The organism is Actinophytocola xanthii, assembly GCF_001921205.1.
Lineage (GTDB): Bacteria > Actinomycetota > Actinomycetes > Mycobacteriales > Pseudonocardiaceae > Actinophytocola > Actinophytocola xanthii.
This window is the reverse complement of sequence record NZ_MSIE01000080.1, coordinates 1-17,292: the sequence shown is the minus strand read 5'-3', so window position 1 is coordinate 17,292 and position 17,292 is coordinate 1. Positions and strand designations below refer to the sequence as shown.

The window sequence follows — 17,292 nt, the reverse complement described above, 5'->3', positions numbered from 1 at the left end:
CCGAGACCCTGGCCGCGCAGTCCGACCGTGACCGGCGCCGGACGGTGCGCGAGCTGGTCCGCGCCACCACCGCCGAGCTGCTCGGCTGGGAACCGGCGGCGGTGGACCCCGACCGGCCGTACCAGGAGTACGGCTACAACTCGATGGCCGCCGTCGAGCTCACCCGGCTGCTGTCGGTCGAGAGTGGGCTGGAGCTGCCGCTGACGCTGCTGTTCGACCACCCCACCCCGGCCGCGGTAGCCGACCACCTCCTGTCCCTACTGGACCTCCCGGCGGTGGCGGCACCGGCCGCCGCGACGGCGTCGCCGGCGCCCCGGGCGCCGGACGAGCCGCTCGCCATCGTCGGCATGGCCTGCCGCTACCCGGGCGGGGTGTCCACACCGGACGAGCTGTGGGAGCTGGTCGCCGCCGGGCGGGACGCGGTGACCGCCTTTCCGGCCGACCGCGGCTGGGACCTCGGCGGCCTGTTCGCCGAGGACCCGGACGCGCCGGGTACCAGCCACGCCCGTGCGGCCGGGTTCCTGGCCGACGTGGCCGGCTTCGACGCCGAGTTCTTCGGTGTCTCGCCGCGCGAGGCGGTGGCCACCGACCCCCAGCAGCGACTGCTGCTGGAGACCGCCTGGGAGGCGCTCGAGCACGCCGGGATCGACCCCACCTCGCTGCACGGCACGCCGACCGGCGTCTTCGTCGGCGTGTCCACCCAGGACTACGCATGGGTCGCCCGGCGCGTGCCCGAGCTGGAGGGCTACTGGGGCCTGGGCACCGCGGGCAGTGTCGCGTCCGGACGGATCGCCTACAAGCTCGGACTGGAGGGCCCGACGCTGACCGTGGACACGGCGTGCTCGTCCTCACTGGTGGCGCTGCACCTCGCCGGCCAGGCACTGCGGCGCGGGGAGTGCTCGTTGGCCCTGGTCGGCGGGGCCGCGGTGCTGGCCACGCCGACGATGTTCGTCGAGTTCTCCCGGCAGGGCGGGCTGGCCACCGACGGGCGCTGCAAGTCCTTCGCTGCCGGCGCGGACGGGACGGGCTGGGCGGAGGGGGTCGGCATGCTCGCCGTCACCACGCTGGCCGAGGCGCGTGACCGCGGCTACCCGGTACTGGCACTCGTGCGCGGCTCCGCGGTGGCCTCCGACGGGGCGTCCAACGGTCTGACCGCGCCGAACGGGCCGGCCCAGCAGCGGGTGATCCGGGCCGCGCTGGCCGACGCCGGCCTGGAGGCGTCCGATGTGGACGTCGTGGAGGCCCACGGCACGGGGACGGTGCTCGGCGACCCGATCGAGGCGCAGGCCGTACTGGCCACCTACGGACAGGACCGGTCAACGCCGGTGTGGTTGGGGTCGCTGAAGTCGAACATCGGGCACGCCCAGGCCGCGGCCGGGGTCGGCGGCGTGATCAAGGTGGTGCAGGCGATGCGGCACGGCCTTGTGCCGGCGACCCTGCACGTCGACGAGCCCACGCCCAAGGTCGACTGGTCGGCCGGTGCCGTCGAGCTGGTGACCGCGTCGGTGCCCTGGCCGGCGGGGGAGCGGCCGCGGCGGGCCGCGGTCTCGGCGTTCGGCATCGGCGGCACCAACGCGCACGTGATCGTGGAGTCCCCGCCGGCCACCGAGCAGAGTCCACCGGACCCGGCCGAGCAGGCGACCGCCTGGGTGTTCTCGGCCCGCTCGGCCGCCGCGCTGCGAGCACAGGCGGCGGCCCTGGCCGAGGTCGCGGACCCGCCGGGGGCGGTGGCCCGGGCGCTGGCGGCCGGACGTGCGCTGCGCCTGCCGCACCGGGCGGTCGTGGTCGGGTCCTCCGGCGAGGCGCTGCGCTCCGGCGCCGCCGCGCTGGCCGGGGGCGAGGTGCCGCCGGCTGGTGCCCTAGGCGAGGCGGGGCGCCCTGGCCGGCTGGCGCTGCTGTTCACCGGACAGGGCAGCCAGCGCGTCGGTGCCGGGCGGGAGCTGGCCGCGCGGTACCCGGTGTTCGCCGAGGCGCTGGCCGAGGTCGCCGACCTGCTCGACCCGCGGCTGCCGCGACCACTGCGCGAGGTGCTGTTCGACGACCCCGAGCTGCTGCACCAGACCCGCTTCACCCAGGCCGGGCTGTTCGCGCTGGAGGTGGCGCTGTTCCGGCTGGTGGAGTCGTGGGGGCTGGTGCCGGACCTGCTGCTCGGCCACTCGGTCGGCGAGCTGGCCGCCGCGCACGTGTCCGGTGTGTTCTCGCTGGCCGACGCGTGCACGCTGGTGGCGGCGCGCGGGCGGCTGATGGGCGCGCTGCCGCCCGGCGGCGCGATGGTCGCTGTCGAGGCCGAGGAGTCCGAGCTGGTGCTGGACGACTCGGCGGTGTCGGTGGCGGCCGTCAACGGTCCGCGGGCGCTGGTCCTGTCCGGTGTGGAGGCCGCGGTGCTGGCCGAGGAGCGGCGGTGGCGCGAGGCCGGCCGCCGAACCAAGCGGCTCACGGTGTCGCATGCGTTCCACTCGCCGCTCGTCGAGCCCATGCTGGCGGAGTTCGCCGAGGTGGCGGCCGGGCTCACGTATGGACGACCGACGATCCCCGTGGTGTCGAACGTGACCGGCCAGCCCGCCGGCGCTGAGCTGTGCTCGCCGGACTACTGGGTCCGACACGTGCGCGGCGCCGTCCGCTTCGCCGAGGGCGTGCGCTCCCTGGAACGGGCCGGCGTGGGCGCGTGCCTGGAGCTGGGACCGACGGCCGCGCTGACCCCGGTGGCCCGCGCCGGCCTGCCCTCCTCGGCCGCCGTCGTACCGGCGCTGCGCACCCCGCGGCCCGAGACGGAGACCCTGCTGGCGGCGGTGGGCGTGCTGCACACCCGGGGGTTCGACGTGGACTGGGCGGCGGCACTGGACGTACCGGCGGGGCGGGCGACCGTGTCGCTGCCCACCTACCCGTTCCAGCGCGACCGCTACTGGGCTGTCTCGCCTGCCGCTCGCACACGCGTGACCCCGGCCGGTTCCGGTAGCGACGCCTCGTCGTCGGAGCTGGTGGCGTCGGCGGCTTCCGAGCGTGGTGCCGTGGCGTCCTCGTCCGCCGCGGCCGACAGCGTCGTGCCGGCCAGGTCCCACCAGGCAGCCGGGTCGTCCCCCTCCCTACTGGACACCGTCCGCGCCCAGGTCGCGGTCGTACTCGGGCACACCGACGCCACCGCCGTCGACCCCGACCGTTCCCTGTTCGACCTCGGGGTGGACTCGATCGGTGGTGCCGAGCTGCACCGGCGCCTGGCCGACGTCACCGGGCTGGACCTCCCGCCGACGCTGCTGCTGGACGAGCCGACGCCCGCCGCGGTGGCCGAGGCACTCGCCCGGCTCACACCCGACCCCGCGCCTTCCGAGCCGACCCCCGGCACCGTCACCCAGCTGGTCCGAGCCGCCCACGAACGGGGCGCCGTGTCCGAGGTCGTCCCGCTGCTGGCCGAGATGTCCCGCTTCCGCCCCGTGTTCACCCCCGGCGCGGCCGTGGCGACCAGCGTCCTCGTCTCCACCGGCCGACAGGAGCCCACGCTCGTCTGCCTACCCTCCTTCCTCGCCGGCTCCGGTCCGCACCAGTTCGCCCGGCTCGCCGCGGCCATGCCCGGTCGCCGCCAGGTGTGCGCGCTCACCCTCCCCGGCTTCGGCCCGAACGAGCCCCTGCCAGCGAGCTGGCCGGCCGCGGTCTCCGCGCTGAGCGCCGCGGCCCGGGCGGCGGCCGACGGCAACCCCCTCGTGCTGGTCGGCTACTCCATCGGCGGAGTGCTGGCCCATGCCGTCGCCCACGACCTGGTGAGGGCCGGCCACCCACCGGCAGGCACAGCCATGATCGACACCTTCCAGCCCGCCGCCGAGACGCGTGCCGCCACCTTCGGCTGGGCCATGGGCGCCATCATCGACCGCGACCACGACTACGTCGTGCTCAACGACGCCAACCTGCTCGCCATGGGCGCCTACCTCCGCGCGTTCGAGGAGTGGACCCCGGTGCCCGCCGCCGCCCCCACCCTTCTCCTGCGCGCCACCCCCGCCGACCCGACCCCATGGCCGACCTGGCAGGCACCCGACCACGCCACCGACGTTCCCGGCGACCACTTCTCCATCCTCGAGCAGGACGCCGCCACCACCGCCGCCGCCCTGGACACCTGGATCGACAACCAGATCTGACACAAGTGAGCATGGAGAAAAGCGACACGGGCGAACTAGCCTGAACCGATGGCGTGGGGGCGCGGAGTCGGTGTGGTGGTCGCGGCGGTGGCGGGGCTGCTCACCGCACCAGCGGAGACAACAGCGGACACAACAGCGGAAACGACGATCGGGGCGCCAGGGCTGTACGACCCGGCCTACCCCCTGGACGGCAACGGTGGCTACCAGGTCGACCACTACGACCTCCGGCTGACCTACACCCCGGCGACGGACGAGCTGCGCGGCACCACCACGATCCTCGCCCGCACCACCCAGCCCCTCAGCCAGTTCAACCTGGACTTCCTGCTGCACCCGTCGTCGGTACTGGTCAACAACACCGCCGCTGACTTCACCGCGGAACCCGACGGGGAGCTCGTCGTCCGCCCGCGCTCACCACTCGACGCCGAGACCCGGCTGTTGATCGTCGTGACCTACCGCGACCGGCCCGACAACTACACCCGCCACGGCAAGGACATGTGGCGGCCCAACCCCACCGGGCTGGTCATCATCGGCGAACCCCACATGGCCACCTGGTGGTTCCCCAGCAACGACCACCCCTCCGACAAGGCCACCTTCGACATCTCCCTGGCGCTCCCGCCCGACCTGGAGTTCATCTCCGGCGGCCAGTACCTCTCGACCCAGCCGCTCGCCAACGGCTGGAACAGGTGGAACTGGCGCAGCACGGTTCCCCACCCGACCTACGCCGCCGCGGGCGCGATCGGTGACTACGACGTGAACCACCGCCCGGCCCCGAACGGACAGCAGCTCGTCACCGCCTACCACCGGGATCTGCCCAACCGACCCGCCGCCGAGGCGAGCTTCGAACGGACCCCCGAGCTGGTCGACTACCTGAGCACGCGGCTCGGCCCCTACCCGGGCGAGGCCCAGGGCGGTCTCGCCTATCCCGGCCGCGTCGGCGGCCTCGAGGTCCCGGCCCGACCGTTCCTGCCCAGCGGGCACTTCGCCAACGGCGCCAACACCTCCGTCGTCGTGCACGAGCTGGCCCACCAGTGGTTCGGCAACTCCGTCTCAGTGCGACAGTGGCGCGACGTCTGGCTGAACGAGGGCTTCGCCGCCTACGCGGAGTACCTGTGGTCGGAGGACAACGGCGAGCCCACCGCGGCCGAGCTGGCCCAGGCGTCCTACGACCTGTACCCGGCCAACCACCCCACCTGGGCCTTCCCGGTCGCCCAGCCGCCGCCGCTTGGCGTGCCGCCGGCCGGGTCCGTCGTCTACCACCGCGGCGCCATGGCCCTGCAGAACCTGCGCGTCACGGTTGGCGACGAGGTCTTCTTCGCGATCCTGCGCGGCTGGCCCGCCACGATGAAGAACGCCAACGCCAGCACCGAGGACTTCCACGCCTACGCCGAACACGTCGCCGGCCGCTCCCTGGACGCCGTGTTCGACACCTGGGTCTATGCCGCCGCCAGGCCTCCGACCGGTCCCAACGAGCTGGTGCCGACCGGATAGGCGCGATCCGTCAGGAGTGCCACCGCACCGCGGCGGCCGCCGCGAAGTCCCCGGCGTGGGCGAAGCCGGCCAGCACGACCAGGTCCCCGTCCTTGACCGCCCCGGTCTCCACCGCGTCGGCAAACGTCACCGGTGCTCCGGCGCCGTAGAGGTTGCCGTACCGGTCGAACGTGTCGAGGTGGCGGTGGGGCTCGAGCCCCAGCGCCGCCCGCCAGGTCCGCAGGAAGATCCGGTTGGGCTGGTTGGTGATCAGCACGTCGATGTCGGCAGGGCTCACGTTGATCCGCTTGCACAGGTCCCCGACGACCTCCGGCACGAGCGCGTTGCCCCGGGCGATGATCTCCGCCGTCCGGTCCTCGGCGAACCGGACGTCGAGCTCGCCGGCGCCCGGCTCCCAGAACCTGCGGCCGTCGGTCGTCGCCGGGCCGAGGTCCATCGCGAACTCCGGAAGGTTGCGGGTCTCCACGCCGAGCACGGGGGAGTGGCCACCCGCGGTCAGGTAGGCCACCCCGCAGCCGTCGCCGGGTACCGCCGCGTGCGGCTGCCGGCGCACTCCCGGCTGGGCGAACACCTGCCCGGCGGTGTTCTGCACGTTGCACACCAGCGCCGTGCGGGCCTCGCCCGAGCCGATCAGCGTCCTGGCCAGCTTGAGCATGTACGGGAACGACGCGCAGCCGCCGTTGTGCAGGTCGATGACCCACTCCGGGGTGCAGCCGAGCAGGTCGGCCGCCTCCGCCCCGCAGCCGGTGAACAGCGCGTCCGGCAGCAGCACGTTGGTGATCAACACCTCGACGTTCCCGGCCGGGGAGATGCCGCGGCGCTCGAACACCGGCGCCGCCGCCGCCCGGATCATCTCGGCGGCCCGTTCCCCGGGCGCGACGTGTCGACGTGTCGTCGGCTGCCGGAACAGCGGGCTGTTCGACATCGGGTCGTCGGGCACGGCATCGCCGAAGAAGAAGTCCAGGCCGATCTCGGCGGCGGGCAGGTACGAGCCGAGACCGACGAGGCTGACGGGGTTCATGCCGGCTCCTCAGACGTCCGCGGGCAGCTCGGGCATGGCGGTCTGCTCCGGCCAGTCCGGCACCTCGAGCACCTCGACGACGGCCGCGGACCAGGAGAACCCGCCGCCGGCGCCGACCAGCAGCACGTGCTGCCCGGCCGAGACCCGCTTCGTCTCGACCAGCCGCGCCACCGCCGCCAGCTGGTCCCCGCCGCCCAGGTGTCCGGTGTGGGCGGTCCAGTCCATCAGCGTCCGCTCCGGGGTGAGCTCGAGGTGCTGCAGGTACTGCGCGGCGAGCACGTGCCGGCCGAGGTTCGGCAGCACGACCACGGCCATCTGGTCCATCCCGAGCCCGGCGTCGGCCAGCGCGCCGGACACCACCGACATGACGCCGGCCGTGGACCGCTCGATGATCGACGGCAGGCCGACCTCGGTCACGTACTCCACCTTGGTGCGCCGCACGTTCACCGGCTCGGCACCCGCGTGGTCGGTGAACGGCACGTTCCCCCGGTGCAGCCGCTCCAGCGACGGGTCGGTCCGGGTCCGCATCGACAGCACCTTCGCGAAACCGCCGCCGCCCGACACCACCAGCGCGGCCGCGCCGTCGCCGTAGACGATTCCGAGGTCCGCGCTCCACCGGTCGAAGCTCGGCGCGCGGAACCGGTCGGCGGCGGTGACCAGCGCCGCCGCCCCCGGCCGCGCGGCGAGGTAGGGCAGTGCCAGCTCCAGCGCGGCCATGCCGCTGTTGGACATCTGCCCGATGTTGACGGCGACGGCGCCGGTTACCCCGATTTCACGCGCCACATAGGACGCGGGGGACCAGAACGCCTGCCCCTGGTGGTGGGAGTGGGCGTGCAGCACCAGCGCGATGTCCTCACTGGTCACCCCGGGGGAGCGGGACAGCGCGGTCGCGGCGGCGCGGGCGGCCATCTCCGGCGGGCTGTCGGTGCCCTCGGGGGCGCACACGATCCCGTTGGCGGTCAGCTCCTCCTCGCTGTAGCCGCCGTTCGCGGCGACCTGCTTGGCCGAGACCGCCGGCGGCAGCCAGGCCGCGGCACCGGCGAGGTAGAGGTCAGTGGGCAGTCGCATCGTGGGCTCCAACCGGGGTCGTGGTGGTCAGGGCGAGCGGCCCGACGAGCCAGCGCTCGAGCGCGTCGAGGTCGGTGGCCGGGCCCCGGTAGCCGACGTGCCCGTCCGGACGCACCACGACCAGGTCGGTCGTCAGCGCCTCGAGCGGTCCGGCGGCCGCCTCGAGCTGGTGCACGGCGAGCGCGGCGGGGTGGCGGGCGGCGAGCGCGGCCAGCCCGTCGACCGCCGCCGGGGCCGCGGTCAGCACCGTGAGCCGGGTGTCCGCGCACAGGCGCAGCGTCCACGCGTCCTCGCCGGCCCCGGCCGGCCGCACCCGGACGTCCGGCAGGCGCAGCCCCGGCCGGAGCGGGTCGCCCTTCTTCGCCCCGGCCGCGGCGGTCAGCGGGGAGCTGGCGTAGTCGATGGTCAGCTGGGCGAGGCGGGGCAGCAGCTTGCGTTCGAACGCGCCGGTGCGGTCCAGCAGCCGCAGCATCAGCCTGCGGCGCAGCCGCGCCAGCGGTGTGCGCGCCATGAACCACATCCGCGCCTGCATGCGGGTGACGCGACGGATCGCCTCGGCGACCTCGCGCCGCTCGTGGTCGTAGGAGTCGAGCAGGTCCTCCCCGCTCAGGCCGCGCACGACGTAGGCGAGCTTCCAGGCGAGGTTGTGCGCGTCCTGGATGCTGGAGTTCAGGCCCTGCCCCGCCGCCGGGCTGTGCACGTGGGCGGCGTCCCCGGCGAGCAGCACGCGACCGGCGCGGAAGCGCGGGGTCACCCGCTGGGAGATGCGGAAGCTGTCCACCCAGTCGGTGCCGGTGACCCTGATCGTGCCCGACGGGGCGTACCGGTCGACCAGCGCCTGCAGGTCGGCCGCTCCGGGCGACTCGACCGGCTTGCCGACCGGACCGGCCAGCCGCCAGAGCCCGCCGGGCAGCTGCGCGGCGATGAGGAACCCGTCGCTGCCGAAGAACTGGTAGGCCACCCCACGCTCGAGCGAGGTGGTCACCTCGGCGTCACCGAGCACGAAGTCCTCGTCGATCGCCTCGCCCTCGAACTCGACGCCGGCCGCGGCCCGCAGCGGGCTGCGCATGCCGTCACAGGCCACCAGGTACTCCGCGCGCACCCGTTCGAGCTCGCCGTCCGGGCGCCGCAGCACGACCTCCGGGCGGTCACCGTCCAGGTGGTACTCCACCGCCTCGGTCCGCCACTCCACCGGCACGTCGATCCCGTCGGCCAGCATCCGCTCGGTGACGTTCTGCTGGATGATCGTCGGCTGGAACCTGGTCCCCGGGATCGCGTTGGTGGTGACCGTCGCCAGGCGGGTCGCGCCGGCCGAGTACCGGCCCTCCCGCAGCGCGTCGCCCTTCTCCTGGACGGCCGTGGCGAGCCCGAGCTCGTCGAGGACCTCCAACGTCCGGCACCAGAGCAGGTTGGCCTTGGACTGGTCGCTGGTGCCGGCCGCCCGGTCGATGATCCGGACCTCGACACCGAAGCGCCGCAGCAGGCCGGCGGTGGCCAGGCCGGTCGGTCCGGCGCCGACCACGAGCACGGGTAAGGGGGTGATCTGGTGTGTCATGAGCGCAGCTCTCGTTCGATGGCGGTGATGGCTTCTTCGGTGGTGGTGAACCGGACGGCCCGCATGCCCGCCTCGGTCGCGGCGGCGCAGTTGTCGGCGACGTCGTCGACCATGAGGCAGGCCTGCGGGGGCAGGCCGAGCCCGGCCAGCCGCTCGAGCGCGACGCGGTAGAACCCCGCGTCGGGCTTGCGGGTCCCCTCGGCCGAGGAGTCGACCACGCAGTCGAACAGCGACACCGGCACGCCGGCCCGCCAGGAGGTGCGCCACTCGCGCACGTTGTTGGTGAGCAGGCCCAGGACGTAGCCCCGCGCCCGCAGCGACGGGAGGTAGTCGAGCAGGGCCCGGTTGGGCACCCGGCAGCCGAACCACTGCTCCCGGTACTCGACGATCTCGACCGGGCGGCCGGTGGCCCTGGTCAGCTCCACACTGACCTTGCGGGCCACCTCGACCTCGGTCACCAGCCCGGTCTCCAGCGCCCCCATCAGCGGGTAGCCCTCCCGCCACGACACCGCGGCGACTGCCTGGGTGATCTGCCGGGCGGTCAGGCCGTTGCGGGCGGCGAAGGTCGCCAGCGACTCCGCGATGGGGTTGGTGAGCACGCCGCCGTAGTCGACGAGCACGGCGGCGACCCGGGTCGCGGTGCGCATCAGCGGACCCGCACCGTCGCCGTGGCCGCGGTGTCGCCGGCCTGGACCAGCCGGACCGCGACGGCCCGTGGACCTGCTCCCGGCGCGACCTCGGTATGGACTCGCACGGTCACGCCCAGCTCGACGAACCGGTCGAACGCCAGGTCCAGCGACACCAGCTCGGGCGCGGGCTCCGGTCCCAGGGCCGCGAACGCCGCCTGCTGGAACGCCTCGACCAGCAGCAGCCCCGGCACGTGGTCCTGGGGGTGGTCGAAGAACACCGGATGGGTCTGGTCCACGACCAGCTCGAACACGCCCTCGGCCGGACCGGGGGAGAGCACCACGTTGCGCGGGTCGGTCCGGCCCACCCGCCCGGGGTGCAGCGGCGGGCCGTCCTGGCGGCCGGGGACCAGCCGGGCGGTGTGGGCGGCGCGCAGGACGGCGAAGGTCTCCCGCGGCAGCATCAGCTGGGTCCCGGTGAACCGGATGGCCGGGCGGTCGTCCACCTCGGCCACCAGCGCCAGGTCCATCAGGTGCGCGGTGCCCTGCCGGTACTCGACGTCGCGCACCTCGACCCGCAGCACGACCCGGGCCGGTGACGGGGACAGGCGCAGCGCCGCCCGGTCGACCACCTCGGTCGTCGACCGGCGGAACACAAAGCCGTACCCGCGCGGCACCCCGTAGTAGCGGTGGGCGAGCAGCACGCACGCCTGCCGGGACACCTCGACGAAGAACTGCGGGTCGGCGTGTCCGTTGTGGACGAGGTCGCCGAAGAAGGCGTGCGTGGTCGGCAGGTGCGCGGCGACCAGGTACTCGCTCTCCGACAGCCGCGCCGAGTCGGTCAGGAACACCTCGCTGACCGCGTGCCGGTGCACCATCGCCCGCGGCACCGTGCTCTCGAAGGACAGGTCGGCCGCCACCACGACCGGAACGGTCATCGGGAGCCCCTCCTCACCAGCTCGCCCGGCCGCGCGGCCGGGTCCTCGTCGGTCGCGGTGCCGACCTCGGGCGGGATCATCGACAGTGCGCTGGAGTGGAAGTCGCGGGTCCGGATGAGCAGCAGCCCCAGCACGGCGGCCACCGCGGCGAGCGCCGCGCACACCAGCATCGTCTGGTGGAACCCGGACACGAACGCCGCCCGCGCCGCGGCGAGAGCCTCCGGCCCGGCCGAGCCGACCGTGTCGATCCGGCCGGCCGCCACGAGGTCGCCGCCCGTCGCCGGGTCCAGGCCGGCGGCACGGGGGTCGGTGGCGAGCGCGGAGGTGATCCGGCTCTCGAAGAGCGCGCCCAGAGCCGCGATCCCGATGACGACGCCGACCTGCTGGAAGGTCTCGTTGACCCCTGAGGCCATGCCGGACCGCTCGGGGGCGACCACACCGATCGACGTGGCGGCCCGCAGCGGCTGGAACATCCCCAGCCCGATACCGCCGACGACCATGCTCGGGATGAGCACCGTCCACGCCGTGTGCTCGTCGGCCAGGACGACCAGGGCGAGGCCGCCGCTGATGAACGCCGCCGCGACGAACACCAGCACCCGCATCGGGAGCCGTCCGGTGAGTGCTCCGGCCAGGGCGGAGAAGACGAACAGGGTGAGCGTCAGCGGCAGGAACCGGACCCCGGTCTCCCACGGCGAGAAGTGCAGCAGGTTCTGCACGGCCGAGATCTCGAAGAACACCGCCGGGATGGCCGCCACGTTGGCGACCAGGGCGACCAGGCCGATGCCGAGGAAGGTCCGGTTGGCGAACAGGCGCAGGTCGAGCATCGCCCGCGGCCCGCGTGCCCGCTCCACGGCCACGAACACCGCGAGCAGCGCCACCGACGCGGTGAGCAGGAGGAGGATCGTGGCGCTGGTCCAGCCCTCCTCGTTGCCCCGCAGCAGCGCCAGCACGAGCAGCCCCAGCGCGCCGGAGAACGAGACCAGGCCCGGCCAGTCCGCGCCGTGCGCCCGCACGGCGCGTGACTCGCGCATCCGCAGCGCCGCCACCAGGATCCCGGCGAGGCCGACCGGGATGTTGACCAGGAAGATCCACCGCCAGCCGGGACCGGAGGTGAGCGCACCGCCGATCACCGGCCCGAGCGCGATCGCGACCCCGGACACACCGCCGAAGACGCCGAAGGCCATGCCCCGGGCGCGGCCGCGGAACTCGTGGCCGATCAACGCGGGACCCACCGCGTACAGCACGGCGGCGCCGGCGCCCTGCGCGGCCCGGGCGAGGTTGAGCGTGAGGATGTCGTCGGCCATCCCGCAGGCCAAGGACGCGAGCGTGAACACGGCGAAGCCGGCGGCGAACACCCGACGCCGACCCCAGCTGTCGGCGAGTGAGCCGGCCGTCAGGAGGAACGCGGCCAGCGTCAGCGCGTAGGCGTCGATCACCCACTGCATCGCGGAGAAGTCGGTGCCGAGCGAGTTGCGGATCTCGGGGAGCGCGACGTTCACCACTGTCAGGTCGAGCATCACCATGAACACCGCGGCCGAGACCGCGGTCAACGTCCACCAGGGAGCGGCCTGCCCCGAGGTGGCGGGTTCGGGTCTCATCCGACCGGCTCCCGCCACTCGGGGTGCAGGTCGACCCGACCGTGGACGATGTCGCCGAACATGTCCGCGAGCGTGCGGGTGACCTCGCCCGGCTTGCCGTCGCCGATCGTTCGGCGGTCGACGGAGATCACCGGCACCAGCCCGGCGGAGGTGCCGGTGAGGAAGACCTCGTCGGCGTTGTAGAGGTCGGTCCGCACGAGGTTCTCCTCGGCGCAGGTGAGCCCCTGCTCGCGGGCGAGGGTGAGAACCGTGTCGCGGGTGATCCCGGGCAGGGCTCCGGAGCTGACCGGTGGGGTCCGCACGACCCCGTCCCGGACGACGAAGACGTTGTGCACCCAGCCGTCCACGACGTGGCCGTGCTCGTTGAGCAGCAGGGCGTCGTCGTACCCGGAGCCGAGCGCGTCGGACTGGGCCAGGTAGGCGTTGAGGTACTGCCCGGTCGCCTTGGCCGCCGGCGGGAACGAGTTGGCCGACATGCGGTGGAAACTGCTGATCTTGGTGTGCACGCCGCCCTCGTCCGGCAGCGACACATACGGCCCCCGGGACATCGCGATGACCGTCGTCCGCCATTTCGCGGCGAGCGGGTGGTCGCCGTCCCCGAGAAAGACGATGGGACGCACCAGACATTCGGTGAGGCCGTTGGCCTTGACGGTCTTCTTGCACGCGGCGGTGATGTCGCTCCGGGAGTACGGGAGCTTCGCGAGGTAGGTGTGCGCCGAGTCGGCCAGCCGCCGGAGGTGGTCGTCCAGCCGGAAGAAGGCGGGCCCGTCCGGAGTGTCGAACGTCCGGATGGCCTCGAAGAAGCCGATTCCGAAGTAGAGGCCGTAGCTGGTGACGTGAATGTTCGCCTCGGCCCAGGGAACAAGCTCCCCGTCGAGCCAGATCGCTTTTTCCTCGGCCATGATAAATTCCCGTCCCCTCGCGCATCGGATGTTTGTGAGCACGAGCGTATGGTGGGACGCTCGAGAGTGATTAAAAGCCGACTACACGTTATTCCGCGACGGCCGATATTGATCTAGAAACTCCGGACGGTCAGGAGCCCGGAATTTCCCCCAGGCGCACGGCCACCAGTTCCCCCTTGCCCACCGGCACGGTGGTGACCGCCAGGCCCTCCTCGACGTCGAGCAGGTCGCGCAGCGGTGCGATCTCGTCCGGATGGGACAGTGCGTTGTCGGCCACCAGGACCCCGCCCCGGCGCAGCACGCGCAGCGGGTGCGGCCACCAGGACAGGTACTCCGTCCGCTCCGCGTCGAGGAACAGCAGGTCCACCTCGCCGTCGGCCATCGCCGCGAGGGCCGCTCCGCCGTCCTGGGTCCGGAACGACACCTGCTCGGTCAACCCGGCCTCGGCGACCGTGCGTGCGGCGTGCTCCTGCGCGTCGGCGTCGGTGTCGACGCTCAGCAGTCGTCCGCCGACGGCGCGGACCGCGTCTGCGAGCCAGAGGGTGGAGACGCCGCGCGAGGTGCCAATCTCCACGACCCGGCGGGCCGCGACGGCCTGGGCGAGGAACCAGACGAACCGACCGGCGTCGGGCTCGAGCACCCGCCACCGCTCGAGGCGGTCCTGCCTGGTCGCGTCGTGCCGGGCGGCGGCCTCGGTGAGGTCCTCGATCACGCGCAGCACCCTCGGATCCACGCGGTGACCCTACGCTGTTGACCCACTGTGACCCGGCCTTGACGGAATGTCAGATGCCGTGCGACGGTGTCGGCAGGTGTTCGCAGTTGTTCGACTGTGTGAGGGAGCCCTGCATGTCTCCTGTCCTCACCCGGCTCGCCGCGATCGTCGGCACCGCGCTGGTCCTGTGCGCGACGCCGGTCGCCGCCGCACCCGCGGTTCCCGACTACAGCACGGCGGAGGCGGGCAACCCGATCGTCGACGGCTGGTACGCCGACCCCGACGTCGCGATCTACGGCGACACCTACTGGGTCTACCCGACGACCTCCGCGGCCTACGCCCAGCAAACCCACCTCGACGCCTTCTCCTCCAAGGACCTGGTGAACTGGACCAAACACGAGAAGGTGCTCACCACCGCGAGCGTGTCGTGGGCGGACTACGCGGTCTGGGCGCCGGCCCCGATCGCCCGCAACGGCAAGTACTACCTCTACTTCGCCGCCAACGACATCCAGAGCGACTCGCAGCTCGGTGGCATCGGCGTCGCGGTGGCCGACCGTCCGGAGGGCCCCTACGTCGACGCGCTCGGCCACCCGCTGATCGACCGGTTCCACAACGGCGCCCAGCCGATCGACCAGGACGTCTTCATCGACGACGACGGTCAGGCGTACATGTACTACGGCGGCTGGGGCCATGCCAACGTCGTCAAGCTCAATCCGGACATGACCAGCCTGGGCACCTTCCCCGACGGCAGCACGTTCCGGGAGATCACGCCGTCGCCGGAGTATGTCGAGGGCTCGCAGATGTTCAAGCGCAACGGCAAGTACTACCTGATGTGGTCCGAGGGCGGGTGGACCGGGCCGAACTACTCGGTGTCCTACGGAATGGCCGACTCGCCGACCGGGCCGTTCACCAGGCTGGCCAAGGTGCTCGCCCAGGACCCCGCCGTCGCGCGGGGCTCGGGGCACAACTCGGTGATCAACGTTCCGGGTACCGACATCTGGTACATCCTCTACCACCGCCGCCCGCTGAGCGAGACCGACGGCAACCACCGCCAGCTCGCCTACGACCGGATGGTGTTCAACGCCGACGGCACGATCGCCCCGGTCACGATGCGGGTGCGGGACAACTTCGCCGACGGCAACGCGTTGGGCTGGAGGACCTACGGCGGGAGCTGGACAGTCCAATCAGGACAGTATCGCGCGGCCAGCTCGCCCGGTGGAAAGGCGCTGCTGGACACCAACTTCGGTGACCTCACCCAGGACGTCGACGTCACGGTCACCGCGGGTGGCGGCGACGCCGGTCTGGTGTTCCGGGTGACCGCACCGACGGTGGGCACCGACGGCTACCGCGGCTACTACGCCGGCATCACCCCGCGCGGCCAGGTGATCCTCGGGCGGGCGGACAACGGGTGGACCCCGCTGCGCTCCGCCGCGCTGCCGGTCGTCCAGGGGCGGTCCTACCACCTGCGGGTCACCGCGGTCGGCCCGTCGATCAGGGTGTTCGTCGACGACCTGACTACCCCGAAGATCAGCGTCACCGACGCCACCTTCCCCACCGGCGCCAACGGCCTCCGCGTCTTCAACACCGCCGCGGCCTTCGACAACCACTCCGTGCGGCCGCCGCAGCGCTAGCTTGAGTTTTAACGTCTTGGGGTTGGTGGCCAGCCCCCGTTGATCATGAACGAAGCCCTTGGTTGATCATTCTTCTTGCGACAGAAAGATGACCACGACCAAGGGCTTCAGTTGATCAGTGTGCACGACGCCGGCGCTGCCGGTGTGTCCGGGGACCTCACCCACTTCCGCCAGGAGTTCCACCGGTCCTTGTCGAAGCGACCAGACGCGTTGTTCGAGCTGGTCGACGCGGTGTTATGCGCGGATGGGCCGGTGCGGTCGCTGCCGGAGTTATCCCTGGTGGGTGAGCATCGCCGTGGCCATGGCGGCCTGTATGCCGGTCTGGCACGTGGTCGGTTGGACGCTGACCGGCTGCGAGGTGCTCTGGTTGCGGGGCCGTTGCCTCGGGCGGCGGATGGCCGTCTGGTGCTGGCGGTGGACATCACCTGTTGGCTGCGTCCGGAAGCGCACACCTCGCCGCAGCGGATCCTGTGCCACACCTACGGACGCGGCAAGGACACCCACATCATGGTGCCCGGCTGGCCATACTCGGTCGTGGTGGCGTTGGAGACCGGACGTAGTTCGTGGACCGCCCCCTTGGACGCGGTGCGGCTCGCGCCGGGCGACGACGCCGCGACCGTGACCGCCCAGCAGGTGCGCCAGGTCGTGTCCCGCCTGCTCGAGGCCAACCACTGGCGGCCCGGCGACCCCGAGATCCTGCTCGTGGCCGACGCGGGCTACGACGGTCCCAGACTGGCGTTTCTCCTCCACGATCTGCCGGTGATCGTGCTGGTTCGGATGCGGTCAGACCGAGTGCTCCGCCGTCCCGCACCAGCACACCTACCCGGCACCAGAGGACGACCCCGCCGCCACGGCGACGAGTTCGTCTTCGGTGACCCCGCCACCTGGGGACAACCCGATGTCACCACCCGCACCGACACCCGTCTCTACGGCCCAGCCCTGGCTCGGGCCTGGAACCGGCTACACCCCCGTCTGACTCGCCGCACCACCTGGGCAACTCACATCGAGAAACTGCCGATCATCGAAGGAACCGTCATCCGCCTCGAGGTAGGTCGGCTGCCCTCCGGAGCGGTCCCGAAACCAGTCTGGCTCTGGCACTCCGGCATCGACCTCAACCCCGTCATGGTCGACCTACTCTGGCAGGCGTTCCTGCGTCGGTTCGACATCGAGCACACCTTCCGCATGCTCAAACAAACCCTCGGCTGGACAAGCCCCAAGCTGCGCACTCCCGAACAGGGCGACCGCTGGACCTGGCTGATCCTGGCCGCCTACACCCAACTCCGCCTCGCTCGCGGTCTGGCCGCTGATCTACGTCGTCCGTGGGAGAAGACCACCCGCCCCGACCGGCTGACACCCGCTCGGGTCCGTCGCGGCTTTCGGCACATCCGCACAACAATCGGCTCCCCAACCACTGCACCGAAACCCACCCGGCCAGGCCCCGGACGCCCGGCCGGCCGCCCCAACCAACGACCAGCCCCACGCCACGACGTCCACACCGTCACCAGCCCAGACACCCATCAACCCCGCAAACGCAAAACAACCAAGTCCACCACCCCGCGACCACGCCGAACGGGTTAAAACTCAAGCTAGGGCACGTCCTCAAAGCCCTCGATCGCGGTCTTCGCGCCC

The 17,292-nt window shown here is 72.5% G+C and carries 11 protein-coding genes and 1 pseudogene; 4 read left to right on the top strand and 8 right to left on the bottom strand.

Going from position 1 to position 17,292, the window contains the following annotated elements:
- Positions 1-50: 50 nt before the first annotated feature.
- A pseudogene (locus tag BU204_RS39550) lies at positions 51-4,124 on the top strand (type I polyketide synthase); the annotation flags it as partial.
- A 48-nt stretch (positions 4,125-4,172) separates the two neighbouring features.
- Entirely contained in the window at positions 4,173-5,612 is a 1,440-nt protein-coding gene (locus tag BU204_RS32280; RefSeq protein ID WP_083661823.1) for a M1 family metallopeptidase, read from the top strand.
- Between the two features lie 10 nt (positions 5,613-5,622).
- Here the strand turns inward: BU204_RS32280 and BU204_RS32275 are convergent, their stop codons facing one another.
- From BU204_RS32275 to BU204_RS32240, 8 genes are all read right to left on the bottom strand, one after another.
- The gene (locus tag BU204_RS32275; RefSeq protein WP_075129587.1) at positions 5,623-6,633 is read right to left on the bottom strand and encodes a 3-oxoacyl-[acyl-carrier-protein] synthase III C-terminal domain-containing protein; all 1,011 of its coding nucleotides are present in this window, start codon (positions 6,631-6,633) and stop codon (positions 5,623-5,625) included.
- A 9-nt stretch (positions 6,634-6,642) separates the two neighbouring features.
- Complete coding sequence (locus BU204_RS32270; protein ID WP_083661822.1) at positions 6,643-7,701, bottom strand: ketoacyl-ACP synthase III family protein; 1,059 nt, start codon at positions 7,699-7,701, stop codon at positions 6,643-6,645.
- The gene (locus BU204_RS32265; protein WP_075129586.1) at positions 7,685-9,256 is read right to left on the bottom strand and encodes an FAD-dependent monooxygenase; all 1,572 of its coding nucleotides are present in this window, start codon (positions 9,254-9,256) and stop codon (positions 7,685-7,687) included. Before BU204_RS32265 ends, BU204_RS32270 begins: the two co-directional genes overlap by 17 nt.
- Complete coding sequence (locus BU204_RS32260) at positions 9,253-9,903, bottom strand: HAD family hydrolase (protein ID WP_075129585.1); 651 nt, start codon at positions 9,901-9,903, stop codon at positions 9,253-9,255. The genes BU204_RS32265 and BU204_RS32260 overlap by 4 nt, the downstream gene beginning before the upstream one ends.
- Positions 9,903-10,820, bottom strand: coding sequence for a ScbA/BarX family gamma-butyrolactone biosynthesis protein (locus BU204_RS32255; RefSeq protein WP_075129584.1), 918 nt, complete (start codon positions 10,818-10,820; stop codon positions 9,903-9,905). Before BU204_RS32255 ends, BU204_RS32260 begins: the two co-directional genes overlap by 1 nt.
- Positions 10,817-12,418 (bottom strand): MFS transporter, encoded by a 1,602-nt coding sequence (locus BU204_RS32250; RefSeq protein WP_075129599.1) that lies wholly within the window; start codon positions 12,416-12,418, stop codon positions 10,817-10,819. The genes BU204_RS32255 and BU204_RS32250 overlap by 4 nt, the downstream gene beginning before the upstream one ends.
- A complete protein-coding gene (locus BU204_RS32245; protein WP_075129583.1) occupies positions 12,415-13,320 on the bottom strand; it encodes a branched-chain amino acid transaminase in 906 nt (301 codons plus the stop codon). The genes BU204_RS32250 and BU204_RS32245 overlap by 4 nt, the downstream gene beginning before the upstream one ends.
- A 130-nt stretch (positions 13,321-13,450) precedes the next feature.
- Positions 13,451-14,053, bottom strand: coding sequence for an O-methyltransferase (locus BU204_RS32240; protein ID WP_083661821.1), 603 nt, complete (start codon positions 14,051-14,053; stop codon positions 13,451-13,453).
- Positions 14,054-14,166: 113 nt separating this feature from the next.
- Here BU204_RS32240 and BU204_RS32235 point away from each other — a divergent pair, with 113 nt between their 5' ends.
- The gene (locus tag BU204_RS32235; protein ID WP_075129581.1) at positions 14,167-15,663 is read left to right on the top strand and encodes a glycoside hydrolase family 43 protein; all 1,497 of its coding nucleotides are present in this window, start codon (positions 14,167-14,169) and stop codon (positions 15,661-15,663) included.
- 120 nt (positions 15,664-15,783) lie between these two features.
- The gene (locus BU204_RS32230) at positions 15,784-17,241 is read left to right on the top strand and encodes an NF041680 family putative transposase (protein WP_233160849.1); all 1,458 of its coding nucleotides are present in this window, start codon (positions 15,784-15,786) and stop codon (positions 17,239-17,241) included.
- The last annotated feature ends 51 nt before the right edge of the window (positions 17,242-17,292 follow it).

Excerpts from the sequence above, each read along its gene's own strand:
- BU204_RS32250 (WP_075129599.1), bottom strand. The coding sequence starts at position 12,418 with ATGAGACCCGAACCCGCCACCTCGGGGCAGGCCGCTCCCTGGTGGACG.
- BU204_RS32255 (WP_075129584.1), bottom strand. The coding sequence starts at position 10,820 with ATGACCGTTCCGGTCGTGGTGGCGGCCGACCTGTCCTTCGAGAGCACG.
- BU204_RS32265 (WP_075129586.1), bottom strand. The coding sequence starts at position 9,256 with ATGACACACCAGATCACCCCCTTACCCGTGCTCGTGGTCGGCGCCGGA.
- BU204_RS32275 (WP_075129587.1), bottom strand. The coding sequence starts at position 6,633 with ATGAACCCCGTCAGCCTCGTCGGTCTCGGCTCGTACCTGCCCGCCGCC.
- BU204_RS32270 (WP_083661822.1), bottom strand. The coding sequence starts at position 7,701 with ATGCGACTGCCCACTGACCTCTACCTCGCCGGTGCCGCGGCCTGGCTG.
- BU204_RS32235 (WP_075129581.1), top strand. The coding sequence starts at position 14,167 with ATGTCTCCTGTCCTCACCCGGCTCGCCGCGATCGTCGGCACCGCGCTG.
- BU204_RS32260 (WP_075129585.1), bottom strand. The coding sequence starts at position 9,903 with ATGCGCACCGCGACCCGGGTCGCCGCCGTGCTCGTCGACTACGGCGGC.
- BU204_RS32280 (WP_083661823.1), top strand. The coding sequence starts at position 4,173 with ATGGCGTGGGGGCGCGGAGTCGGTGTGGTGGTCGCGGCGGTGGCGGGG.
- BU204_RS32245 (WP_075129583.1), bottom strand. The coding sequence starts at position 13,320 with ATGGCCGAGGAAAAAGCGATCTGGCTCGACGGGGAGCTTGTTCCCTGG.